Genomic DNA, 23,734 nt, shown 5'->3' on the forward strand with positions numbered 1-23,734 from the left:
GGCCCGCCTCCGGGGAGGAGACGGGCCACACGATCGTGCGGGGTGGGTCAGTTGGCCTTCGAGGCGCCGCGGCGACGCATGCCGAAGAAGACCGCTCCGCCACCGACGACGACGAGCGCACCGGCGATGCCGGCGATCATCGGAGTGCTGGAGCTGGCGCCGGTCTCGGCGAGGTTGGACTCACCGGCGGCAGCCGACGGCGAGTTGTCGCCCGCGGCCGCCGGAGCGGTGCTGCTGCTCTCCTCGGCCGAGGGGGTCGCCGAGTCCGAAGGCTTCTCGGACGGCTTCGGGGTGTCCGAGGGAGCCGGGGTCCCGGACGGCGACGGGGACTCCGAGGCACAGCCCTCGGCCGACGTGGTGAGAGTCGGCGAGACGTCCTCGTTGACGAGGCCCGGGACGTCGACGTGGATCCGGTACTGGGCCTTGGGGCCCCAGTTCTCCGAGAAGGTCACGGTGGCGCCGTCGCGGGTGCCCTTGACCTTCTGGCTGCCGATCTGCTTGGCGTCGGCGCCGTTCGACTCCAGGAAGACCGTGACGGTCGCCTCCTTGCCGGAGGCGTCCGTGTCGGTCACGGTGATGCTGCCCTTCCCGTTGTCGCAGGAGGCGACGGCCGAGAAGTCACGGATGTTGCAGGCGAGTGCGTTGCCCGCCACGCCGAGCGCGAGCGCGGCAGAGGCGGAGGCAACGCCGAGGATTCGCACGGTACGTGCGGTGCGTCGAGATATGGACACGATTGCCCTTCACAGGTTGCGCAACTGCGGGGGGTGTCGGGGGATTTGCTGCGCTTCGTTCATTGGCAACAGCACCCCCACGAGTTTCACAGGTTTATAAGCGTTGCCTAAGGGCTGTCAATGCGTAGACGCCGGAGGGCTGTTGGCTTTGCCGAGACATTAACCGGCGAGGTGTTTGAGTGCCTCCGGAGCGTCATCGATCCGGTCGACGAGGGCGATCCGCGACTCCATCGCCCGTTCCCGCGCCAGGGATTGGAGCAGGGGCCAGGCGGGGTGCCGCTCCGTCCAGTGGACGCGGTCCACGAGGACCATGGGAGTGGGCTCGCCCCGTGACGCGTAGTAGTTCGGCGTCGCGTTGTCGAAGATCTCCTGGACGGTCCCGGCGGCACCCGGCAGGAACACGACTCCGGCGTTCGAACGGGCCAACAGGCCGTCCTCGCGCGTTGCGTTGGCGAAGTACTTGGCTATGTGCACGGCGAACGCGTTCGGCGGCTCATGGCCGTAGAACCAGGTGGGGATGCCCACCGATGGCCCGCCGGACGGCCAGCGCTCGCGCACCGCGAAGGCCGCGCGGGCCCAGTCGGTGACCGACGGGGTGAACGACGGCGTGCCGGCCAGGACGGCGAGCGCCTCGTCGAGCATGTCGTCGTCGAAGGGGGCCGCGTACGCGCCGAGGTTGGCGGCCTCCATGGCGCCCGGGCCGCCGCCGGTCGCGACCACGAGGCCGGAGCGCGCCAGGTCGCGGCCGAGCCGTGCGGCGCCCGCGTACGCCTCCGTGCCGCGCGCCATCGCGTGACCGCCCATCACGCCGACGACCCGCGCTCCCGCGAGGAGTTCGTCGAGCGCGTCCGAGACCGAGTCGTCGTGGATGGCGCGGACCGTCGACGCGAAGATGTCGCCGTCCGCCCTGGTCTGCTGGAACCAGGCGTACGCGCGGGCGTCCGGCGTCGCCTCGTAGCCCGCGGCGAGCCCGTCGAAGAGCTCGGCGGGTGAGTAGAGGCGTCCCCGGTACGGGTCGAGGGGGAGGCCCGGGACGGGCGGGAAGACGAGGGCGCCCGACGCGCGGACCTTGGCCGCCGCCTCGGGGCCCATCGAGCAGCCGAGGAAGACGGTGTCGGTGGTGTCCGCGGCCAGCAGGGCCTGCGTACGGTCCGTCAGGTCTATGGCCTGGAGGCGGAACCGGGCGAGCGAGCCGCCCGACGAGACGACCTCGTCGAACTCGGCGAGGGACTCGATCTCACGGTCATGGGCTGCGTGGAGAGGTGTCGGCTGCACCGGGCCATGCTAGGGGCGGGGGCGCAGCGTCCGGGCGGGTACCCGGAAGGTCTCCGGGAACGGCGGCGGGGCCGGTGCGCGAACCCCTGTACCGCGCTCCGGCCCCGGGACTCGAACCGGGAGTGGGGGGCTGCTCAGCCCTGGACCGCCGCCGGGTCCATCCACACGACCTCCCAGGAGTGGCCGTCCGGGTCGTCGAAGGACCGGCCGTACATGAAGCCCTGGTCCTGGGTGTCGCCCGTCGACGAACCGCCGACGGCGATCGCGCGGTCGACCAGCTCGTCGACCTTCTCGCGGCTCTCGGCGCTCAGACAGAGCAGCACCTCGCTGCCCTTCGTCGCGTCCACGATCTGCTTCTTCGTGAAGTCCGCGTACCGCTGCTTGCTGAGCATCATCGCGATGATCGTGTCGCTGATGACCACGCAGGCGCAGTCGTCCGTGGAGAACTGCGGGTTGATCGTGTAGCCGAGCTCCGTGAAGAACTTCTTCGAGGTGTCCACGTCGGACACGGGCAGGTTCACGAAGATCATCTGCTGGTACATCTGAGGTCTCCCGTTTCGCGTTGTTCCGCCGGCGTTGTGTCGTTCGCAGGGTTAGACCGGCGGTCCGCGCGGAACTCATCGCACCGCGCGGAACATTCGTCCGGAGATTCGCGCGGCGTCCCGCGCGGGTCCGTCAGCTGATCAGCGGAAGCGCGGCCAGCTCGGCGACGGCCCAGGTCAGCGGGGCGAACGCGGCCAACAGCGTGCCGACCCGCAGGGCGGCGGCCGCGCGCAGCGTCGCGGCGGGCGCCCCCATCCGCAGCAGCGCCGCGGTGGTGTCCGCGCGCGCCTGCTTCGCCTCGACGGCGGCCGTGACCAGTGTCAGCAGCGTGCACCCGGCGACCAGCAGGGCCCCGAGCGTGGTCAGCGGACCGAACGCGGGCCGGGAGCCGGTGTACAGCGCCGTCGCGGCGAACGCGCCCGACGCCACCGCGCACACCACACCGAGCGGCTGCCCGATGCGCCGCGCCTCCGCCTGGAGCACCCGGCCGGCCAGCAGCCGCAGCGCGCCCGGCCGTACCGCCTGGAGCAGCCGCCCGCACAGATACGTGATCGCGGGCCCGGCGAGGGCGAGTCCGACCGCCGTCAGCACCCAGCCGGCCAGCATCCCGGCCGGACCGCCGACGAAACCGCCGGGCAGCGCCAGTGCGGGCGCCGGTCCGGAACGGCTCGCGTACGTCTCCACGGCCAGCCCCGCCGCGACGGCGGCCGCACCCCAGGGGAGACCGTTCGGCGCGGTCTCCGCGGCGGGCAGTCCCCGGGAGCCGGTCTCCACGACCGGGCGGGCCGCGGCGTCCGCGTCCGCACCCGAGGCCTGGGCGCCGACCCGCGCCGACACCTCGCCGGCGGAGGGTGCCGCGTTGGTCCAGTGGACGCCGGTGCCGTCCGTGTCCGCCGGTGCCCGCTCGGACACCTCGGGGGATTCGGCGGACGTCGCGGCGGGCGTGCCGCGGCCGTCCGGCTGTGCGCCGGCCAGGACCGCGCCCGCGTTCTGGCGGGACGACAGCCATGTCAGGCCGTAGGCGCGTGCGGCGCCCTTCGCGCGGCCGTCCCGCGGGCGCAGGGCCAGTGCGGCCGCGCCGGAGGCCGCGAGGGGCACCAGGGCGAGCAGGGTCAGGGCGGCCGGCAGGGGCAGCTCCTGGTCGACGGCGAGGAACTCGGCCGCCGACCCGTCGAACGGGATGCCCGTGAGGTCGCCGCGCAGCTGGAGGAACAGGAGCAGGGCGAGCGCCGAGCCGAGCAGGGTCGACAGGGCCGTGGTGAGGGCGGAGACGGCCATCAGCCGGCCCGGGCCGAGGCCGACGGCGGACAGGCCGGGCCGGGGGCGGGTGCCGGGGTCGGTGCGGGCCACCGCGACGGCGAAGTAGACCGTGGCGGCGAGGGGGACGACGCACCAGGCCAGGCGCAGTGCGCCGGCGGCCGAGGCGTCCGGGTGGCTCATCGCGTAGCCCAGCGTGCACAGCAGCAGGAACCCGGTGCCCGCGGAGGCGGCGGCGACCAGGAGCCTGCGGAGCTGGACGAGGGGGCGGCCCGCGCGGGCTAGACGGAGAGCGAGCACGCGGCCCGGCCTTCCGTCTCGGCGACCGGCGGGAGGTGGACGGTGTTCACGCGCCGTCCGTCGAGCAGCGACACGGTGCGGTCGGCGAGGGCCGCGGTGTCGGCGTCGTGGGTCGCGAGGACGACCGTGATGCCGTGCGAGCGGGCCGCCGTGGTGAGTGTGCGCAGCACATGGGCGCGGTCGGCGCGGTGCAGCGGCGCGGTCGGCTCGTCGGCGAACAGGATCGTGGGGGCGGGGGCCAGGGCGCGGGCGATGGCGACGCGCTGCCGCTCGGCCTGGAGCAGGGCGTGCGGGCGCTTGCGGGCGCAGCCGCCGATGTCGAGGCGCTCCAGCCACTCCAGGGCGGCGGTCTTGGCGGTCCTGCGGGCGCAGCCGCGCAGCATCAGCGGGAGGGCGGCGTTCTCCCAGGCGTTCAGCTCGGGGACGAGGACCGGCGCCGGGTCGATCCAGCCGAACCGGTCGCGGCGCAGCCGCTCGCGGGCGACGGGGCCCATGGTGTGCACGGGCGAGCTGTTGAACCAGACCTCGCCCTGCTGGGGCAGCAGCTGGCCGGACAGGCACTGCAGGAGGGTCGTCTTGCCGCTGCCGCGCGGGCCGCCGACGGCGAGGATCTCGCCCTCACGCACGCCGAGCGAGACACCGCTGAGCGCCGGGGATCCGTTGTGCTTGACGTGCAGGGCGCGTGCCCAGAGCACGTCGTTGTCAGGCGGGGCCACCATCGCGTACACCTCGTTCAGATCTGATGTGCCTTGCCCGGCGCCCTCTTCGAGGTCGCTCGGTCCCCCGGACGGGGGAACGAAGGCAGGGCCGATCGGTCACTGGGCACGCTAGGGAGTCCCGGTCGGGAGGCCGGACAGCACGCGGCCCCGGGCCGCCCTTTCTCACTCGAACGGGCGGTACCGGGGCCGGTGTTGATCAGCCGTACGGAAGCACCGACGGCCCCGCTCGCCCGTCGGCGTGGAGCCGGGGGAGCGGGGCCGTCGGCGGGTGGATCAGAGCTTGGTCCACGCCTCCGTCAGCACCTGACGGATGATCCCCTCGATCTCGTCGAAGGTCGACTGGTCGGAGATCAGCGGCGGCGACAGCTGGATGACCGGGTCACCGCGGTCGTCGGCGCGGCAGTAGAGGCCGTACTCGAAGAGCTTCTTGGAGACGAAGCCGTAGAGCACGCGCTCCGACTCCTCGTCCGTGAAGGTCTCCTTGGTGGCCTTGTCCTTCACGAGCTCGATGCCGTAGAAGAAGCCGTTGCCGCGGACGTCGCCGACGATCGGCAGGTCGTGCAGCTTCTGCAGGGTCTGCAGGAAGCTCGCCTCGTTGTCCAGGACGTGCTGGTTGAGGTTCTCGCGCTCGAAGATGTCGAGGTTGGTCAGCGCCACGGCCGCGGAGACCGGGTGGCCGCCGAAGGTGTAGCCGTGCAGGAAGGTGTTGTCACCCTTGTAGAACGGCTCGGCGATGCGGTCCGAGACGATGGTGGCGCCGATCGGGGAGTAGCCCGAGGTCATGCCCTTGGCGCAGGTGATGATGTCCGGGACGTAGCCGAACTTGTCACAGGCGAACATCGTGCCGAGGCGGCCGAAGGCGCAGATGACCTCGTCCGACACGAGCAGGACGCCGTACTGGTCGCAGATCTCGCGCACGCGCTGGAAGTAGCCGGGGGGCGGCGGGAAGCAGCCGCCCGCGTTCTGCACCGGCTCCAGGAAGACCGCGGCGACGGTCTCGGGGCCTTCGAAGAGGATCTCCTGCTCGATCTGGTCGGCGGCCCAGCGGCCGAAGGCCTCGGGGTCGTCGCCGTGGATCGGGGCGCGGTAGATGTTGGTGTTCGGCACCTTGTGCGCGCCCGGGACGAGCGGCTCGAAGGGGGCCTTCAGGGCCGGCAGGCCGGTGATCGACAGGGCGCCCTGCGGGGTGCCGTGGTAGGCGACCGCGCGCGAGATGACCTTGTACTTCGTGTGGTTGCCGGTGAGCTTGTGGTACTGCTTCGCCAGCTTCCACGCGGTCTCGACGGCCTCTCCGCCACCCGTGGAGAAGAACACCTTGTTCAGGTCGCCCGGCGCGTAGTGCGCGAGGCGCTCGGCCAGCTCGACGGCCTTCGGGTGGGCGTAGGACCAGATCGGGAAGAAGGCCAGTTCCTGCGCCTGCTTGAACGCCGTCTCCGCGAGTTCGACGCGGCCGTGGCCCGCCTGGACCACGAACAGGCCCGCGAGACCGTCGAGGTAGCGCTTGCCCTTGTCGTCGTAGATGTAGGTGCCCTCACCCTTGACGATGGTGGGAACGGGCGCGTTCTCGTACGAGGACATGCGGGTGAAGTGCATCCACAGGTGGTCGTACGCGGTCTTGCTGAGGTCCTTGGTGCTCACGGTTATCGGGTTCCCCACATGTAGGTCTGCTTCTTGAGCTTCAGGTAGACGAAGCTCTCGGTGGAGCGCACGCCGGGCAGGGCCCGGATGCGTTTGTTGATGACGTCCAGCAGGTGGTCGTCGTCCTCGCAGACGATCTCGGCGAGGATGTCGAACGAGCCCGCGGTCATCACCACGTACTCGACTTCCGACATGGCAGTCAGTGCTTCGGCCACCGGATCGAGGTCGCCCTCCACGTTGACGCCCACCATCGCCTGCCTGCGGAAGCCCACGGTGAGCGGGTCCGTGACGGCGACGATCTGCATCACGCCCTGGTCGAGCAGCTTCTGGACGCGCTGGCGCACGGCCGCCTCGGACAGGCCGACGGCCTTGCCGATCGCGGCGTACGGGCGTCGTCCGTCCTGCTGGAGCTGCTCGATGATGGCGAGGGAGACGGCATCCAGCTGAGGGCTGCCGTTCCTGGACTCGCGGGAGTCCCTGGGTTCCGCACTTCGACTGACCACGACCTCACTGTGCACGACGTCTCGATAGTTGCGCAAGGTTCGGGCGATGAAATTCGTTGTTTACGGGTACGTGACTTGCGGATTTCGCAGTTCTGGAGCGATCGGGGGTGTTGAAAACGTCGAGCCACGGATTAGGGTGGGGACTCAGGCATCTCAGGTACTGGACACCTGGGTCGTTGGACATCCGACAGGAGGGCCGGGCAGTGAGCACCGAGCTGCGTCGTCTGCGCAATTACATCGACGGAGAGTTCCGCGATGCCGCCGATGGAGGGACCACGGAGGTGGTCAACCCCGCGACCGGCGAGGCGTACGCGACCGCGCCGCTCTCCCGCGAGGCGGACGTCGACGCCGCGATGGCCGCCGCCGCCGCGGCCTTCCCGGCCTGGCGCGACCAGACCCCCGCCGAGCGCCAGAAGGCCCTCCTGAAGATCGCGGACGCGTTCGAGGAGCGGGCCGAGGAGCTCATCGCCGCCGAGGTGGAGAACACCGGCAAGCCGATCGGTCTGACCCGGTCCGAGGAAATCCCGCCGATGGTGGACCAGATCCGCTTCTTCGCGGGTGCCGCCCGCATGCTCGAGGGCCGCTCGGCCGGCGAGTACATGGAGGGCCTGACCTCGATCGTGCGCCGCGAGCCGATCGGCGTCTGCGCCCAGGTCGCGCCGTGGAACTACCCGATGATGATGGCCGTGTGGAAGTTCGCCCCGGCTCTCGCCGCGGGCAACACGGTCGTCCTGAAGCCCTCGGACACCACCCCCGCGTCCACCGTGCTGATCGCCGACATCATCGGCGGCATCGTGCCCAAGGGTGTCTTCAACGTCGTCTGCGGCGACCGCGACACCGGCCGCGCGATGGTCGAGCACCCCACCCCGGCGATGGCGTCCATCACCGGCTCGGTCCGGGCGGGCATGTCGGTCGCCGAGTCGGCGTCCAAGGACCTCAAGCGCGTCCACCTGGAGCTGGGCGGCAAGGCCCCGGTCGTCGTCTTCGAGGACACGGACATCGCCAAGGCCGTCGAGGACATCTCCGTGGCCGGCTTCTTCAACGCCGGCCAGGACTGCACCGCCGCCACCCGCGTGCTCGTCCAGGAGTCCATCCACGACGAGTTCGTCGCCGCCCTCGCCAAGGCCGCCGCCGACACGAAGACGGGCCAGCCGGACGACGAGGACGTGCTCTACGGCCCGCTGAACAACCCGAACCAGCTCAAGCAGGTCTCCGGGTTCATCGAGCGCCTGCCCGCGCACGCCAAGGTCGAGGCCGGCGGCAAGCAGGTCGGCGACAAGGGCTACTTCTACGCCCCGACGGTCGTCTCCGGCCTCAAGCAGGACGACGAGATCATCCAGAACGAGGTCTTCGGCCCCGTCATCACCGTCCAGTCCTTCACCGACGAGGCCCAGGCCGTCGAGTGGGCCAACGGCGTCGACTACGCCCTCGCCTCCTCGGTGTGGACCAAGGACCACGGCCGGGCGATGCGCATGTCCAAGGTGCTCGACTTCGGCTGTGTGTGGATCAACACGCACATCCCGCTGGTCGCCGAGATGCCGCACGGCGGCTTCAAGAAGTCCGGATACGGCAAGGACCTCTCCGGCTACGGCTTCGAGGACTACACGCGCATCAAGCACGTCATGACGTCGCTGGACGCGTAAGGCGCTCCGGCCGTCACGCGGCCCCGGAGGGAGCGATCCCTCCGGGGCCGCGCCGTGTCGTCGGCGAGGGCGCCCGCCGGCGGGCGCCCGACCCCGCCGCGAAAGTGATCGACAGGGTGTCGGGTCGGGGGACCGCCGCCCTGACGCAGCGTCCATTGTTCGCGCCGGACGCGGGCGGCATGCTGCGGGCGTGCCAGTGATTCGGAACACCTCGCCCCTGTCCCGCCGGTCCCTGCTGCGCGCCCTGGGCGGAGGAGCCGCACTCGGCGCCCTGGCCGGCTGCGGGGTGCCCGCCGCGTACGTGAGCCCCGGGGAGCGCGCCGGGACCGACACGTCCGCCGCGGACAAGCGGCTGACCTGGGCGAACTGGCCGCTGTACATCGACACCGATGACAAGAACCCCACGAAGCGCCCCACGCTGGAGGCGTTCGAGAAGCGCACCGGGATCTCCGTCGACTACATCGAGGAGATCAACGACAACGACGAGTTCTTCGGCAAGATCAGCCCGTCGCTCATGAACCACCAGCGGACCGGCCGCGACCTCATCGTCATCAGCGACTGGATGTGCGCGCGCTTCGTCCGGCTCGGCTGGGTGCAGGAGATGGACCGGGCCGACCAGCCCAACGTCGCCAAGTACCTCGACCCGCTGCTGCGTTCGCCCGCCTTCGACCCCGGCCGCAAGTCGTCCGTGCCGTGGCAGTCGGGCATCACCGGCATCGCGTACAACCACCGCAGGGTCGGCCGCGAGATCAAGCACGTCTCCGACCTGTGGGCCCCCGACCTCAAGGGTCGTGTCACGCTGCTCTCCGGTCTGGACGAGGCGTTCGCGCTGCTCATGCAGGGCGACGGCGTCGACATCACGCAGTGGAAGGCGGACGACTTCCACCGGATGTGCGACCAGGTGGAGAAGCGGGTGCGCAGTGGCCAGATCCGCCGCTTCACCGGCAACGACTACATCAAGGACCTCTCCAGCGGTGACGTCCTGGCGTGCCAGGCCTACTCGGGCGACGTGATCCAGCTCCAGGCGGACGACCCCGACATCCGCTTCGTCGTCCCCGAGGAGGGCGCCGAGCTGTGGGCCGAATCGCTGATGATCCCCAACCTGGCCCGCCACAAGGCCAACGCGGAGAAGCTCATCGACTTCTACTACCAGCCGGAGGTCGCCGCGGAGCTGGCCGCGTGGGTCAACTACGTCTGTCCCGTCCCGGCCGCGCAGGACGTCCTCGCCTCATCCAAGGACAAGGACACCGCCGCCCTCGCCGAGGACCCGCTGATCTTCCCCGACGCCACCATGCGCAAGCGACTCGCCATCGCCCGCGACATCACCTCCACGGAGCGCACCGAGTTCGCCAAGCGATGGAACGCGATCGCGGGGTTGTGACACGGGGGCCGGCCGGGGCCGGCCCACCTCCATGGCCCGAAGGGCGCCGGGACTCACGTCCGGCGCCCTTTTTGTATGCCTCGGACCGGGGCGCGGAGCGTTCACTGCCAATCGTTGCAACACGCTTCGCGCCAACCTGTTGCGTTATCCCTGAATCCATTGCAACAACTTCTCTATCCCTACCTGCGGCTATGCCATCGATGTGCAATGGAGGAGTTGTCGAATCCATGAAGGCAACGTAGCGTTTCTCTCATCGGAAAGCGCGAGCGCCGTAGGGGCGCGCGGTGCAGGAGAAGGAGAGCACGATGCAGAAGTTCGACACGCCCGCCCCCATCTCGGCCGTCATCGACATTCCTGCGGGCCGGATCCAGGTCATCGCCGCCGACCGGGGGGACGCCACGGTGGAGGTCCTGCCGGCGAACGCGGCCAAGAGCCGGGACGTGAAGGCGGCGGAGCAGGTCACGGTCGTCCACGCCGACGGCGTCCTGCGCATCGAGGCCGCACCGGCCAAGAACCGCATCCTCGGCACCGGTTCCGGGTCCGTCGAGATCACGATCCAGCTCCCTGTCGGCTCCCGCGTCGAGGCGAAGGCCGCCGCGGCGGAGTTCCGGGGAGTGGGCCGCCTCGGCGACGTCACCTTCGAGGGCGGCTACCGCTCGGTCAAGATCGACGAGGCCGCGAGCGCCCACCTCGCCGGCCACGACGCGAACATCACCGTCGGGCGCCTGAACGGCCCCGCGGAGATCAGCACCCAGCGCGGCGACGTGAACATCACCGAGGCCGTCCGGGGCGCCGTCACGCTCAGCACGCAGCAGGGCGACATCACCGTCGGCGCGTCCCGCGGCGTCTCCGCCTCCCTGGACGCCGGCACCAGCTACGGCCGGATCAGCAACGCGCTCCAGAACAGCGGCGGCACCCCGGGCCTCACCATCCGGGCCACCACCGCCCAGGGCGACATCACCGCCCGCAGCATCTGACCTCACGACAGCACGGCCGAAGGAGCAGCTCCATGACCAACCTGGCCATCGCGGCGCACGGGTTGCGCAAGTCCTACGGTGACAAGGTCGTACTCGACGGTGTCGACCTGACCGTTCCGGAAGGCACCGTCTTCTCCCTGCTGGGCCCGAACGGTGCCGGCAAGACGACGGCGGTGAAGATCCTCTCGACGCTCATCAGCCCCGACGCGGGTTCCGGGCAGATCCGGGTGGGCGGCCACGACCTGGCATCCGACGCGCAGGCCGCGCGTGCCGTCATCGGGGTGACGGGGCAGTTCTCGGCGGTGGACGGGCTGATCACGGGCGAGGAGAACATGCTCCTCATGGCCGACCTGCACCACCTGCCGAAGGCGCAGGGCCGGCGGGTCGCGGCCGAACTCCTGGAGCGCTTCGACCTGGTGGAGGCGGCGAGGAAGCCGGCGTCGACCTACTCGGGCGGTATGAAGCGCCGTCTGGACATCGCGATGACGCTGGTCGGCGCGCCGCGGATCATCTTCCTCGACGAGCCGACCACCGGTCTGGACCCTCGCTCGCGGCACAACATGTGGCAGATCATCCGGGAGCTCGTCACCGGCGGGACCACGGTCTTCCTCACCACGCAGTACCTGGAGGAGGCCGACGAACTCGCCGACCGCATCGCCGTCCTGAACGACGGGAAGATCGCCGCCGAGGGCACGGCCGAGGAACTCAAGCGCCTCATCCCCGGCGGACACATCCGCCTGCGCTTCACCGACCCCACCGCCTACCAGAGAGCCGCCGACGCACTCGGCGAGTCCACCCGCGACGACGAAGCGCTGTCCCTGCAGTTCCCCAGCGACGGCAGCCAGCGCGAACTGCGTTCCGTCCTCGACTGGCTCGACGCGGCCGGTGTCGAGGCGGACGAACTCACCGTCCACACACCCGACCTGGACGACGTCTTCTTCGCCCTCACCGGCGACGCCGCCGCACCGCACCGGCAAGCTCCGCCCACCCAGTCCGCCCCGTCCAAGGAGACCGTCCGATGAGCTCCCTCTCCCTCGCCGTGCGCGACTCCTCCACGATGCTGCGCCGGAACCTGCTGCACGCCCGCCGCTACCCGTCGATGACCCTGAACCTGCTGCTCACCCCCGTGATGCTGCTTCTGCTGTTCGTCTACGTCTTCGGCGACACCATGAGCGGAGGGGCGGGCCGCTCCGCCTACATCGCCTACATCGTGCCGGGCATCCTGCTCATGACGATCGGCTCCACCGTCGTCGGCACCGCCGTCTCGGTCTCCATGGACATGAACGAGGGCATCATCGCCCGCTTCCGCACCATGGCCATCCACCGCGGCTCGGTCCTGTTCGGGCACGTCGTCGGAAGCGTGCTGCAGGCGGTCATCAGCGTGGTGATCGTCGGAGCGGTGGGCGTGGCGATGGGCTTCCGCTCCACGGACGCCACGGTCCTGGAGTGGCTCGCGGCCTTCGGCCTGCTCGCCTTCTTCGCCCTGGCGTTCACCTGGATCGCGGTCGGCATGGGCATGGGCGCCCCCAACGCCGAGGCGGCCAGCAACAACGCGACGCCGCTGATCCTGCTGCCGCTGATCTCCAGCGCGTTCGTCCCGCTGCACTCGATGCCCGGCTGGTTCCAGCCGATCGCCGAGTACCAGCCCTTCACCCCGGCGATCGAGACCCTGCGCGGCCTCCTGCTGGGCACGGAGATCGGCAACAACTGGTGGATCGCCCTCGCCTGGTGCGCCGCCCTCAGCGTCCTCGGATACCGCTGGTCCCGGGCGCAGTTCGACCGCGACCCCAAGTAGGCGGCCGGATGCGTCGAGCGGACCGAGCACCGCACGACCCGTACGACCCGCACGACAGAACCCCCGGCCGATGTCCGGGGGTTCTGTCGTGCGCGGGGTGTGGACCGGGGCCGCCGGCCGTCGGGAGGGTCAGGACAGCTTGAACGTGACGACCTGGTGGAGGGCGTTGTCCTGGGTCAGGAACCGGCCGCCGATGCTCTCGGCCATCCGGTCCGACGTCGTCTCGTCCGTGTTGAGCGACAGGACCTCGGTGACACCGTCGCCGTCGAGGTCGGCCGCCAGCATCTCGCCGCCGCCCGCGACCATGCCGCTGCCGAGGGCCGGCGCGTAGGTGCCCTCGGCCGTGTCGAAGACGCTCGGGTCGAAGGCGTAGACGCCGCCCTCGACCGCGCCGATCAGGAGCCGGCGGCCGCCGGGGCCGGTCGCGAGACCGCCGCCGAGGGCTGTCGGGATGGTGAAGACCATGGAGTCGGTCGTGCCCTCGCCGCTGTACCGGCGGTACGACGCCGTGCCGGCCTCGTACAGGCTTCCGTTGCCCGTGAAGAACCCGTGGTGCGTCCACAGACCGCCGGCGGTGGCGCCGTGCAGCACCTCACCGGTGCGGCCGTCGCGGATCTCCACGTAGTTGAACAGGCCGTCGCCGTCGGTGGCGTCCGCCCCGGCGTGCGCCATGATCTCCCACACGTAGGCGACCGCGTGGCCGCCCGCGTACGGGATCTCCTTCGAGGCGAAGACACCGTCGTTCGGGACGGCGGCGTGGACGACGCCGTCGGTCGAGTCCGACGGGGCCGTCGGCACGACGTCCCACTTGGCCTTGCCGGTCGCGGCGTTCAGCGCGACCGCGGCCACCGCCGGCTTGTCCAGGTTGATCGCGTCGACGCTGGTGTACGAGGCGTAGACCCGCCCGTCGCCGGACGACGGGTCGGTGAAGACGACGTCGCCCGCGCTCTTGGGCGCCGTGTACGACCACAGCTTGTGGCCGTCGCCGTAGTAGGCGTCGAGGCTGTTCGTCGGGACGAGGATGTCCAGCTCGCCGTCGCCGTCGAGGTCGGCCAGCCTGACGGAGCGGACGAACCGGCCGCCGCCGTCGATGGTGGCCAGCGTCTTGCCGGTCCTGCCGTTGAGGACGACGACCGCGGTGTCGGCGGCGACGACGACCTCGGGCCGGCCGTCGCCGTTGACGTCACCGGTCTCGATGCCGGTGACGGCGCCGGGCACCGTGGCCTGCCACAGCTTCTCCGGCTTGCCGGTGACCAGCGACGGACCGGAGTAGGCCCACACGCCGTCCGACGAACCGCCCATGACGACGTCGGACGTGCCGTCCTTGTCCAGGTCGACGGCCTTCGCGTGGGAGATGTCGGCCTGAAGCGGCGTCAGGCTCTCCTGCTTGCCGTTGCCGAGCCGGTAGGTGCGGATGTTCTGCGTCTGGTCGACCACCCGCACATGGGTGCCCTGGTCGTCGGCGAAGACGTCCTGGTACATCGGCGAGGCGCCGAGGCCCTTCTCCTGCCAGCCGATCTCGCCCTTGGCGGTGAACACGGTGAGCGTCGCGAGGCGGGCGCCGCCGGGGTTCTCCGCCGCATCGAGCTTCTCGTCGTCCTGCGCGGCGGTGACGAGCCTGCCGTCCACCATCTGCAGGCGCCAGATGCTCGCCCCGTCCTTGAAGTTGTCGGCGGCACGCTTGACCGTGTTCGACCACAGGACCTTGCTCGGGTCGGTGCCGTTCAGCACCCGGACCGTGCTGGCGTTCACCCAGAGGTCGTTGTCCAGGGAGGACTCGGCGACCGCGTACTCGTCGCCCGCCTTGGCGGTGAGGTCACCGATCGTGAGCGCGGTGGGCAGCACGTTGGTACGGCTGTCCAGCGTCGCGCGCCGCCCGGTCCGCGTGTCGTACGCGGCGACCTCGTAGCCCACACCGTCGGTGGATTCGGCCTGTTCGACGGCGACGATCCGCTTGCGGGCGGTGTCCACCCGCAACTGGCGGCTGTACAGCATGCTGTCGGTCTGCCAGGTGACCGAGCCGTCGGCCAGGTCGAGGGCGAGGGTACGGCCGCGAGGGGCGACGCCCGCCGCCTCGGCCCGGTCCCATGAGACGGCGACCTTGCCCTTGCCCAGCTCCTGGATGTCACCCCAGTTGGCTTCGCCGGCCTCCTGGGTGTCGTACGTCCACGTCGCGTCCGCCGTCAACTTCCCGCCGGCGTACGAGAACCGGGTGCCGGTCAGCTTCGCCGTGTCGGCGGCCGGGGAGTTGAGGCTCATCCGCGGCGCGTCGGCGACGAGCAGCGTGCCGTCGACGATCTTCACCATGGAGGCGTAGTCGTAGAGCTTCGACCAGAGCGTCGCGCCGGTCCTGCCGTCGACCACGGTCACGAACGTGCCGGTGGGCAGCGACGATCCGGGCGAGGTGAACGGACGGTACGGCGACGAGCCGACACTGGCGGTGAAGACCAGGTCGTCGCTGCCGTCGCCGGTCAGGTCACCGGTGCTGAATCCGGAGTCGGAGGTCGACGAGAACGGCGAGACCGCGTTGTAGCCCATCAGGATGCGGGCCGGATACGGCTCGGTCTGCCACGGGCGGCTCGGCTTGACCTGCCAGTCGGCGTACAGCGAGGCGTTGGTGCGCTCCCACACCGGACTGCCGTCGGCGGTGTGCCGTTGCACGTTGCCGAGCGAGTTGAGGGTGAAGTAGTCGCCCTTGGCGCCGACGGGCACGGTCGCGCCCATGCCGCGCACACCCTCCAGCGCCGAGGTGCCGGTGAAGGTGACATTGGTGGCCGGGTCGGCGTCGGTGGCCGCGCCGGCCGGCTTCGAGCCGCCGTCCGAAGCCGTCGCGGACCCGGTGCCGCCGGGCGCCGCCTGCGGCTGGTCCGACGGCTTCGGACTGATCCGCGTGGCGTCGTCGCCGTACGCGTCGAGCGTGACGTGGGCGGCGAGCGTCCTGGCCTCGGCGCTGGTCAGCTTCATCGCGCCGTCGCCGTCGTCGGCGGCCAGCGCCTGCGGAGCGGCGCTCAGGCACAGCCCCGCCGCGACCAGGGCGGAGGCCAGCCGAAGGCCCCTGCGCGAGTGGTGGGCTCTCATCACTTGGCTCCCTGCGTGAAGCGGACGGCCGTACCGTCGGTGACGACCGGCTGGTCGAAGGAGTACTGGAGGGCGTCGCTGCCGGCCTGGTTCTGGATGCCGACGGTGGCGCCCGCGCCGTGGTCGGCGACCGACTTGTACTGGAGGGTCACGGCGCCGGTGGCCTCGTCGAAGAGGACCTCGAAGGTGGCGCGGCCCGCGCCACCGGTGGCGTAGGCGGCGTCGTTCCACACGATGGCGAACGTGCGGCTGCCCTTGGTGCCGGTGGTGGCCGTCTGCACCGACGACTTCTTGTCGAGCGTCAGGTCGTCCCAGAGCGGGGCGATGAAGCCGTTGGGGTTCCTGACCGTGGGCAGCGCGGTGTTGGTGTAGTCGCCGACCCGGGGGGCGAGGAAGTTCACCAGGCCGTCGGTGGTGACGGAAGCGGTCGAGTAGCCGACGCCGTAGTGCTTCACCGAGAACGGCAGCGTGATCGTCGTGGCGTCCTCGTCACCGCTCAGGGCGACCTTCTTGGTGCCCGCGATCCAGGAGTACGCGGCCGGCGCGCAGCTGTTGCCGGTGGCGTCGGAGCGGGCCGGGACGCGGACGTCCTTGGTCAGGTCGCCTGCGCCGACGGTGGCGGCACCGGAGTAGACGCCGTTGCACAGCGTCGGCGCGGCGGGCTGCACCGTGAGGGTGTACGCGCCCTCGGCGATCATCGGGAACGCGTACGCGCCCTTGGCGTTCGTGGTGACCGGGGCGGCGGGCGCCCCCTTCAGCTCGACGCGCGCGCCGGCCAGCGGCTTCCCGGTGACGTCCAGGACGGTGCCGGTGACCCGGTGGACGGCGACCGCGGCGAGCGCGAAGTCCTGGGTGACGGAGCCGTTCTCGGCGACCGTGACTCCGGTGGCGGAGCCGTCCGCGTAGCCGTAGCCGCCGACACCGAGGTCGTACGTGCCCGGAGTCAGCGCCAGTGTGTACGAACCGTCGGCGCCGGTGGTGACCGTGCGGGTGCCGGAGGTGGCGTTCGTGGCCTTGACGGTGACGCCGGACAGGGCGGCGCCGGTGGCCCGGTCGGTGACCTTGCCGGTCACGGTGCCCGCCGTGTGCGGGGCCTTGTCCACCGACGCCAGGATGTCGAGCTTGCCCTGGCCCCAGACGTTGTTCATGTCGGCCGTGCCACCGCAGTGGGTGTCGTCGACGTCGCGGGCGCCCTCGTCGAGCAGGTCGCGCGTCTCCTCGATGTTGCCGATGAGGGAGGGGGCCGCCGACCACAGCAGCGCGACCGCGCCCGCCACGTGCGGGGTGGCCATCGACGTACCGGACTCGGTCTTGTACGAGGAGCCGGGCCAGGTCGACTCGACCGCGACGCCGGGGGCCGAGATGTTCGGCTTGGCCGAGCCGTCGACGAGCGAGGGGCCGAAGCCGGAGAACGAGGCGATCCTGCCGGTGGAGTCGTACGCGCCGACGCCGTAGGAGGTCTCCTGGGAGCCGGGCGCGTGCGCCGTGGAGCAGGTGACGCCGTCACCGTCGTTGCCCGCCGCGAACGCCTCGAAGATGCCCGCGGCGTTCCAGGACTCGACGATGTCCTGATAGAACGTCGTGTCGCCGCCGCCCCACGAGTTGTTGACGATGTTCGGTGCCAGGTCGGGGCGCGGGTTCCGGCCGGTGTGGTCGGTCGGGGCGAGGATCCACTGGCCGGCCGCGAGCAGGCTCGCGTCGGAGCAGGAGGACGCCTCGCAGCCCTTGGCGGCGATCCATGTGGCGTTCGGCGCGACGCCGATGCCGTGCTTGCCGACCATCGTGCCCATGGTGTGGGTGCCGTGGCCGTTGTTGTCGCACGGGGTGCCGTCCGCGGGGCAGGTGCCCGACGGGTCGTAGAAGTTGTAGTCGTGGGTGAACGTGCCGTCGCCGTTGTTGCCCCGGTACTGGGCCACCAGGTCGGGGTGGTCGTACTGGACGCCCGAGTCGACACTGGCGATCACGATGCCCTCGCCGCGGGTGCCGTACTTGTCCCACACCTGGTCGGCCTTGATGTCGGAGACGCCCCACTCGGGGGTGTCGTCGCCGTTCGCGGAGGAGTCCGTGCGGGATGTGGTGATCTTCGTGTCGGCGGTCCGGACGTCGTCGAGCCGGTACGTCCGCGCCTTGACGACGGACGCGACGTCCGAACGCCGGGCCAGCTTCGCGACCAGGTCCTGACCACCGGTCACCTGGACGGCGTTGGCGATCCAGTAGTCGGTGTGGCCGACCTTCGCCCCGTCGAGGAACGAGTCGATCGACTTCTGGCTGGTCCGGGCGTGCGCACGCAGTTTGCTGTACGCGGCCTCGGCCTTCGCCGCGTGGGACTTCTTCTTCCTGGCGGCGGACAGGTCCGCCTGGTCCTTGAGGACGACGAAGAAGGTGGCGTCGCCACCCTTGGCGACGGCGGTGGAGAGGGCGGAGTCGACCTTGGCCGACGGGGTGGTGCCGGAGTCGGCGGCGGCTGCGGGCAGCGGCGCGGTGAGCAGGGCGGCCGCGGTGAGAGCGGCCGCCGCCCAGACAGCGTGTCTGCGCCGAGGCGGTCGGGGCAGGTGCATCGAAGTGCTCCTCCAGGAACGGAACGGGGGGGAGCCCGGACGCTAGGCAGGGGCCGTTACTCGGGCATTACAGGGCCGCGGGAACGGACGTCAGGCGAACGCTCCACGGCCGGAGCGCGAACTTCCCCTGCGCGCCGGTGCCTTCCCGCCGCGCCTCGCTCCTTTGCCCGTTCTTTACAACCCGGCACCGCGCTGCCTCGTCTCTCCGCTCGATCCACACCACAGCCCGCCGTTCCCACCGGCGGGCGGACCGACGAAAGAGAGCCACTCATGCGAACCGTCCTCAGTGCCATGGCACTTGCGTGCACCGCCGTGCTGGCGGGCGCGCTGCCCGCGTTCGCCGACGGGCCGTCCCCGGTCCCCTCGACCCGGCCCACGGTCACCTCCGCACCCGCTCCGGCGAGCACCTCGCCGAGCCGGACGCCCTCCGCCGTCCCGAGCGCCGAGCCCACGCGGGCGCCCGCCGGGCGCCAGGTGTCCGTCCGGCCGAGCGGAGCGCCCGACACCGGCGTGACGGTCTCGGGATCGGGCTCGTCCGGCGGACAGGGCGGGCTCGTCGGCGGCGGCGCGGCCGCGCTGCTCGCCGCCGGGGGCGCGACGTTCCTCGTCGTGCGCCGCCGCCGGGCCACCGGAGCATGACCGCCCTCTCCAGGCGCGCGTTCACCGCCGTGGCCCTGGCCACGCTGCTCGCGGGCTGCGGCGGCTCCCCGGACGGCCGGGACCCGGCCGAGGCGAACGCCACCGGCCGCAGCACGGCCGAACGGCCGGGCGGCACAACGCCGTCCGCGTCGGGCGGCACCCGGCACGTCCGGGCGCTGGGCCGTTCGGTCCCGGTCGGGCTGCGGATCCCCGCCATCGACGTCGACACCCCGGTCATGCGGCTGGGGCTGGCGGCCGACGGCAGCGTTCAGGTGCCGCCGGTCGTGGCGCACGACCGGGCCGGCTGGTACCGCCACTCGCCGACGCCGGGACAGACCGGCCCCTCGGTGATCCTCGGCCATGTCACGGTCGGCGCGTACGGGGACGGTGTCTTCCGCCGGCTCGCACGGCTGCGCCGGGACGACCGGATCGAGGTGCGCCTGGAGAACGGCACGTCGGCGGTGTTCGCCGTCTCCTCCGTACGGACCGTCGCCAAGGCGGAGTTCCCGTCCGACGCGGTCTACGGAGACGTGGACCGCCCGGAGCTGCGGCTCATCACCTGTGGCGGCCCCCGCACCGGCGACGGCTACGCCGACAACGTGATCGTGTTCGCGGCGCTCCGCCCCGCGAGCCCCTGACACCCGGGCGGACGCTGCTCGGTTGCCGCCGGGTGCCGCGTGGCCGTCGCACAACCGCCGCACAACCGCAGGGTCCCCCCGGGGGCCCGAGGCGCGATCCTGGGCCGATGGACCGTACGTCCGCGGCCCGGGATCCCGTCCCTCGCATTCCGTCACGACCATGGAGAGTGTTGAAAGGGTCCCGCGAGAAGGCAGCGTCCGAGCTGTTCGCCGCCCTCTACCCGCGCCTCGCCGGCTGGTGCCGCCGTCTCGTCGACGACGACGGCACCGCGCACGAGATCGCCTCGGAGGCGTTCACCCGGCTCTGGGCGCGCTGGACGACCGTGGCCGAACCCCGCGGTTTCCTCTACGTCACCGCGGCCAACCTCGTGCGGGACCACTGGCGCAAGCTGGAGCGCGAGCGCCGGGCCGTGCACCGGGCGACCACCGAGGCGGCGCTCGGCCCGCCCAACGAACAGACCGACCCCTCGGTCCGGCTGATCGTGCAGTCCCTGCCCGAACGGCTGCGCGTCCCGATCCTGCTGCACTACTACGCTGACATGCCGATCCGGGAGGTGTCCGTGCTGACCGGGCGCAAAGAAGGGACCGTCAAGGCCGATCTCCACGCGGCCCGCGAACTGCTCCGCGCGCACCTGAGGAGAAACCTTGATCACACACGCTGACGACGGCCCGGAGTTCGAGCCCGACGACCCGCTCGCCGTCATCCTGCGACCCCCCTCCGACCTGCTCGGACCCCCTGCCGGCCGGTACGAGGCCATTCGCAGGGGCGCGGCCCGCCGACGGCTGCTCCGGGCGTCGCTCGGCGCCGGGCTCGCCTGTGCGGTCGCCCTGCTCGTCGCGCTGCCGCTCCGGGCGGCCCAGCCCGAGGGCCCCGCCGCGCCGACGGTCCCGCTGGCACCACCGCCCGCGAGCAGTCCGTCGACCGTGCCCGAGCCGGCGCCCTCGCGCCGCGACGAGAGCCCCCGGCCCAGCGCGAGCGACCCCGCCGCGCGGACCTCGGCGACCTCGGCCCCGAGGACCGTGCCCACCCCGCGCGGTCCGGCCCGTTCGTCCGTCCCCACCCGGAGGCCGTCCGCGACTCCGACCTCCGTCTCCGTCGAGCCCTCGGCCGTCCGGACCGGCGTCGGCCCGACGCCTTCGAGCGCGGTGCGGAGGTAGCCGGAAGGGGTTCCGGAGGCGCCGTGAGCCGGGGGGTGGGGGCCCGGCGGCTCCGGTCGGGAGAGGGAGCCGCGGTCGGCTCATAACGCAGTCCTTGAACACCCATAAGGCGCGCTTATGAGGTCATAGCCCGGACCCGCCTACTGACTTAGGCTTGCCTTAGCTTAGGCTTCCCGTCGAGCCCCCTGCCTCTGCCCGAAGGGAACCTGATCATGCCTCGCCCTCTGCGGGTAGCCATTGTCGGAGCCGGCCCCGCCGGAATCTACGCCGCCGACGCGCTCCTGAAGTCCGCAGTGGCCGCCGAGCCCGGTGTGTCCATCGACCTGTTCGAGCGCATGCCGGCCCCGTTCGGCCTCATCCGCTACGGCGTCGCGCCGGACCACCCCCGGATCAAGGGCATCATCACGGCCCTGCACCAGGTGCTCGACAAGCCGCAGATCCGCCTCTTCGGCAACGTCGACTACCCGCGGGACATCAACCTCGACGACCTGCGCGCCTTCTACGACGCGGTGATCTTCTCGACGGGCGCCACGGCCGACCGGTCCCTCGACATCCCGGGCGTCGACCTCGACGGCTCGTACGGCGCGGCCGACTTCGTCTCCTGGTACGACGGCCACCCCGACGTCCCGCGCACCTGGCCGCTGGAGGCGGAGAAGGTCGCCGTCCTCGGCGTCGGCAACGTCGCGCTGGACGTGGCGCGCATCCTCGCCAAGACCGCCGAGGAGCTGCTGCCCACCGAGATCCCGCCGAACGTGCACGAGGGACTCAAGGCCAACAAGGCCCTGGAGGTCCACGTGTTCGGCCGCCGCGGCCCGGCGCAGGCGAAGTTCAGCCCGATGGAACTGCGCGAGCTGGACCACTCGCCGAACATCGAGGTCATCGTCGACCCCGAGGACATCGACTACGACGAGGGCTCGATCGCCACCCGGCGTGGCAACAAGCAGGCCGACATGGTCGCCAAGACCCTGGAGAACTGGGCCATCCGCGACGCCGGCGACCGCCCGCACAAGCTGTTCCTGCACTTCTTCGAGTCGCCGTCCGAGATCCTCGGCGAGAACGGCGAGGTCGTCGGCCTGCGCACCGAGCGCACCGCCCTCGACGGCACCGGAAACGTCAAGGGCACCGGCGCCTTCAAGGACTGGGACGTCAGCGCGGTCTACCGGGCCGTCGGATACCTCTCCGACAGCCTGCCCAAGCTGCCCTGGGACGTCGACTCGGGCACGGTCCCGGACGCGGCCGGCCGTGTGATCGAGGAGAGCGGCGAGCACCTGCGCTCCACCTATGTCACGGGCTGGATCCGGCGCGGTCCGATCGGTCTGATCGGTCACACCAAGGGCGACGCCAACGAGACAGTCGCGAGCCTGCTCGACGACCACGCGAACGGCCGTCTGCCCGAGCCCACTTCGCCCGACCCGGCGGCCGTCGACGCCTTCCTCGGCGAGCGCGACGTCCGTTTCACCACGTGGGACGGCTGGTACCGGCTGGACGCCGCGGAGAAGGCGCTGGGCGAGCCCGAGGGCCGCGAGCGCGTGAAGCTCGTCGAGCGCGAGGACATGCTGAAGGCGAGCGGCGCCTGAGCCGTACGGACCCCGGGCAGGGGCGGTTTTGAACGCGTTCAACTCGGAGCGTAGGCTTCGGATATGAGCGACAGAGCCGCCCTGCTCAAGGGCATCCGTGCGTGGCTTGTCTTCTTCGTCGTCAGCCTGGTGCTCAGCGGTGCCACGGCCTTCCCCCTGGTGCACGAACTGCGCTGGACCGAGGACCTGTTGCGGTCCCTGTCCGTGCCGGAGCACCTTCCCGCCCTGACGGACTGGATCGAGCGGGTCCGCCGCGGCCTCGACACCGCCGACGCCGACTACCCGTTCCTGCTCTACGGAACGGACTGGCTGGCCTTCGCCCACCTGGTGATCGCGGTCGCGTTCTACGGCCCGTACCGCGATCCGGTCCGCAACATCTGGGTCGTCGAGTTCGGGATGATCGCCTGCGCGGGCATCGTCCCCCTCGCCCTGATCTGCGGACCGGTCCGCGGAATCCCCTTCTGGTGGACGCTCATCGACCTCTCCTTCGGAGTCCTCGGCGTCATCCCGCTGTACGTCGTCCGGAAGAAGATCAAGCGCCTGGAGGCCCTCGCCCCGGACCGGGGGAGCGCGCCGGTCCCGGCCACCTGAGCGCCGCCGGCAGCCTCGGCTCCCGCCGCGCGGTCAGCCGTCGCGGAGGGCGACCAGGGTGTCGATGCGGTTGGTCGTGACGGAGTCGACGCCCGCGGCGACGAGGCGGCGCATGGTGCGCCGGGTGTCCGGGGTCCACACCGACACCAGCAGACCGTCCCGGTGGACCCGGGCCACGAGTTCCCGGTCCACCAGCCCGAAGCGGTAGTTGAGCGAGCGCGGACGCACGGCGTCGAGCAGTGCCGGGCGCGGCGGTGCCAGCGTCGTCCAGGTCAGCGCGATCTCGGCGGACGGGTCGACGGCGCGGACCGCGAGCATCGCCGGGGCACCGGCGCAGTAGTACACCCGTTCCTGCGCCCCGCACGCGCGCACCACGTCCACGACCTCGCGCACGGCCTTCTCGTCCACCGGACCCGGCAGATCGACCATGATCCGGTGGTCGCCGGTCGCCCCGAGTGCCTCCGCCAGCGTCGGCACACCGCCTCCGGTCAGGCCCTTCACCTCGTCGGAGGACAGCGACCGCAGCGGACGGTCGTGCCCCCACAGCCGGTTGAGCGTGTCGTCGTGCAGCAGCACGGGCAGGCGGTCCCGCGTCAGCCGTACGTCGATCTCGACGGCGTCCGCGCCCCGGTGGAGCGCGGAACGCAGCGAGTCGATCGTGTTCTCACGGACGCGATAGGGGTCGCCGCGGTGGGCGACTGCGGTCACGGTGCGCATGCGCCCATTGTGCTGG

At 71.4% G+C, this 23,734-nt stretch carries 21 protein-coding genes; 11 read left to right on the forward strand and 10 right to left on the reverse strand.

Going from position 1 to position 23,734, the window contains the following annotated elements:
- Positions 1-47: 47 nt before the first annotated feature.
- The 7 genes from B0675_RS17095 to B0675_RS17125 all read right to left on the reverse strand — a co-directional run bounded on the left by B0675_RS17095 (position 48) and on the right by B0675_RS17125 (position 6,981).
- Positions 48-701, reverse strand: coding sequence for an LAETG motif-containing sortase-dependent surface protein (locus tag B0675_RS17095; protein ID WP_241539802.1), 654 nt, complete (start codon positions 699-701; stop codon positions 48-50).
- A 189-nt stretch (positions 702-890) separates the two neighbouring features.
- A complete protein-coding gene (locus tag B0675_RS17100) occupies positions 891-2,006 on the reverse strand; it encodes an LOG family protein (protein WP_081219682.1) in 1,116 nt (371 codons plus the stop codon).
- A 134-nt stretch (positions 2,007-2,140) separates the two neighbouring features.
- Positions 2,141-2,548 carry a VOC family protein gene (locus tag B0675_RS17105; protein ID WP_081219683.1) on the reverse strand — a complete coding sequence of 136 codons (408 nt, stop codon included), beginning with the start codon at positions 2,546-2,548 and terminating at the stop codon, positions 2,141-2,143.
- A 133-nt stretch (positions 2,549-2,681) separates the two neighbouring features.
- Positions 2,682-4,106, reverse strand: coding sequence for a hypothetical protein (locus tag B0675_RS17110; RefSeq protein WP_081219684.1), 1,425 nt, complete (start codon positions 4,104-4,106; stop codon positions 2,682-2,684).
- Positions 4,088-4,825: an ATP-binding cassette domain-containing protein gene (locus B0675_RS17115; RefSeq protein WP_081219685.1), complete on the reverse strand. Its 738-nt coding sequence runs from the start codon at positions 4,823-4,825 to the stop codon at positions 4,088-4,090. Before B0675_RS17115 ends, B0675_RS17110 begins: the two co-directional genes overlap by 19 nt.
- 273 nt (positions 4,826-5,098) lie before the next feature.
- On the reverse strand, positions 5,099-6,481 hold the full coding sequence (locus B0675_RS17120) for an aspartate aminotransferase family protein (RefSeq protein ID WP_081219686.1): 1,383 nt from the start codon (positions 6,479-6,481) through the stop codon (positions 5,099-5,101).
- Positions 6,466-6,981, reverse strand: coding sequence for an Lrp/AsnC family transcriptional regulator (locus B0675_RS17125; RefSeq protein WP_081219687.1), 516 nt, complete (start codon positions 6,979-6,981; stop codon positions 6,466-6,468). Before B0675_RS17125 ends, B0675_RS17120 begins: the two co-directional genes overlap by 16 nt.
- A gap of 188 nt (positions 6,982-7,169) precedes the next feature.
- On the opposite strand from B0675_RS17125, the gene B0675_RS17130 reads away from it, so the two are divergent.
- The 5 genes from B0675_RS17130 to B0675_RS17150 all read left to right on the forward strand — a co-directional run bounded on the left by B0675_RS17130 (position 7,170) and on the right by B0675_RS17150 (position 12,762).
- The gene (locus tag B0675_RS17130) at positions 7,170-8,609 is read left to right on the forward strand and encodes a gamma-aminobutyraldehyde dehydrogenase (protein ID WP_081219688.1); all 1,440 of its coding nucleotides are present in this window, start codon (positions 7,170-7,172) and stop codon (positions 8,607-8,609) included.
- A 190-nt stretch (positions 8,610-8,799) separates the two neighbouring features.
- Positions 8,800-9,990 (forward strand): spermidine/putrescine ABC transporter substrate-binding protein, encoded by a 1,191-nt coding sequence (locus B0675_RS17135; RefSeq protein ID WP_081219689.1) that lies wholly within the window; start codon positions 8,800-8,802, stop codon positions 9,988-9,990.
- A 305-nt stretch (positions 9,991-10,295) separates the two neighbouring features.
- The gene (locus B0675_RS17140) at positions 10,296-10,967 is read left to right on the forward strand and encodes a DUF4097 family beta strand repeat-containing protein (RefSeq protein WP_081221835.1); all 672 of its coding nucleotides are present in this window, start codon (positions 10,296-10,298) and stop codon (positions 10,965-10,967) included.
- 32 nt (positions 10,968-10,999) lie between these two features.
- Entirely contained in the window at positions 11,000-11,989 is a 990-nt protein-coding gene (locus B0675_RS17145) for an ATP-binding cassette domain-containing protein (protein WP_081219690.1), read from the forward strand.
- Entirely contained in the window at positions 11,986-12,762 is a 777-nt protein-coding gene (locus tag B0675_RS17150) for an ABC transporter permease (protein WP_081219691.1), read from the forward strand. The genes B0675_RS17145 and B0675_RS17150 overlap by 4 nt, the downstream gene beginning before the upstream one ends.
- Positions 12,763-12,891: 129 nt before the next feature.
- Here B0675_RS17150 and B0675_RS17155 read toward each other — a convergent pair whose 3' ends face one another.
- Together B0675_RS17155 and B0675_RS17160 are read right to left on the reverse strand one after the other, a co-directional pair.
- The gene (locus B0675_RS17155; RefSeq protein WP_081219692.1) at positions 12,892-15,840 is read right to left on the reverse strand and encodes an FG-GAP-like repeat-containing protein; all 2,949 of its coding nucleotides are present in this window, start codon (positions 15,838-15,840) and stop codon (positions 12,892-12,894) included.
- On the reverse strand, positions 15,840-18,398 hold the full coding sequence (locus tag B0675_RS17160) for a S8 family serine peptidase (protein ID WP_081219693.1): 2,559 nt from the start codon (positions 18,396-18,398) through the stop codon (positions 15,840-15,842). The genes B0675_RS17155 and B0675_RS17160 overlap by 1 nt, the downstream gene beginning before the upstream one ends.
- 270 nt (positions 18,399-18,668) lie before the next feature.
- Here B0675_RS17160 and B0675_RS17165 point away from each other — a divergent pair, with 270 nt between their 5' ends.
- From B0675_RS17165 to B0675_RS17190, 6 genes are all read left to right on the forward strand, one after another.
- The gene (locus B0675_RS17165) at positions 18,669-19,037 is read left to right on the forward strand and encodes a Tat pathway signal sequence domain protein (protein WP_081219694.1); all 369 of its coding nucleotides are present in this window, start codon (positions 18,669-18,671) and stop codon (positions 19,035-19,037) included.
- Positions 19,034-19,675, forward strand: coding sequence for a class F sortase (locus B0675_RS17170; protein ID WP_081219695.1), 642 nt, complete (start codon positions 19,034-19,036; stop codon positions 19,673-19,675). The genes B0675_RS17165 and B0675_RS17170 overlap by 4 nt, the downstream gene beginning before the upstream one ends.
- A gap of 170 nt (positions 19,676-19,845) precedes the next feature.
- Positions 19,846-20,337 carry an RNA polymerase sigma factor gene (locus B0675_RS17175; protein WP_081219696.1) on the forward strand — a complete coding sequence of 164 codons (492 nt, stop codon included), beginning with the start codon at positions 19,846-19,848 and terminating at the stop codon, positions 20,335-20,337.
- Positions 20,321-20,833, forward strand: coding sequence for a hypothetical protein (locus B0675_RS17180; RefSeq protein WP_081219697.1), 513 nt, complete (start codon positions 20,321-20,323; stop codon positions 20,831-20,833). The genes B0675_RS17175 and B0675_RS17180 overlap by 17 nt, the downstream gene beginning before the upstream one ends.
- Before the next feature lie 212 nt (positions 20,834-21,045).
- Positions 21,046-22,410 (forward strand): FAD-dependent oxidoreductase, encoded by a 1,365-nt coding sequence (locus B0675_RS17185; RefSeq protein ID WP_081219698.1) that lies wholly within the window; start codon positions 21,046-21,048, stop codon positions 22,408-22,410.
- A 63-nt stretch (positions 22,411-22,473) separates the two neighbouring features.
- Positions 22,474-23,001 carry a hypothetical protein gene (locus tag B0675_RS17190; RefSeq protein WP_081219699.1) on the forward strand — a complete coding sequence of 176 codons (528 nt, stop codon included), beginning with the start codon at positions 22,474-22,476 and terminating at the stop codon, positions 22,999-23,001.
- Between the two features lie 33 nt (positions 23,002-23,034).
- Here B0675_RS17190 and B0675_RS17195 read toward each other — a convergent pair whose 3' ends face one another.
- The gene (locus tag B0675_RS17195; RefSeq protein ID WP_081219700.1) at positions 23,035-23,718 is read right to left on the reverse strand and encodes a glycerophosphodiester phosphodiesterase; all 684 of its coding nucleotides are present in this window, start codon (positions 23,716-23,718) and stop codon (positions 23,035-23,037) included.
- Between the last annotated feature and the right edge of the window lie 16 nt (positions 23,719-23,734).

Source organism: Streptomyces sp. M41(2017) (assembly GCF_002078175.1).
Taxonomy (GTDB): domain Bacteria; phylum Actinomycetota; class Actinomycetes; order Streptomycetales; family Streptomycetaceae; genus Streptomyces.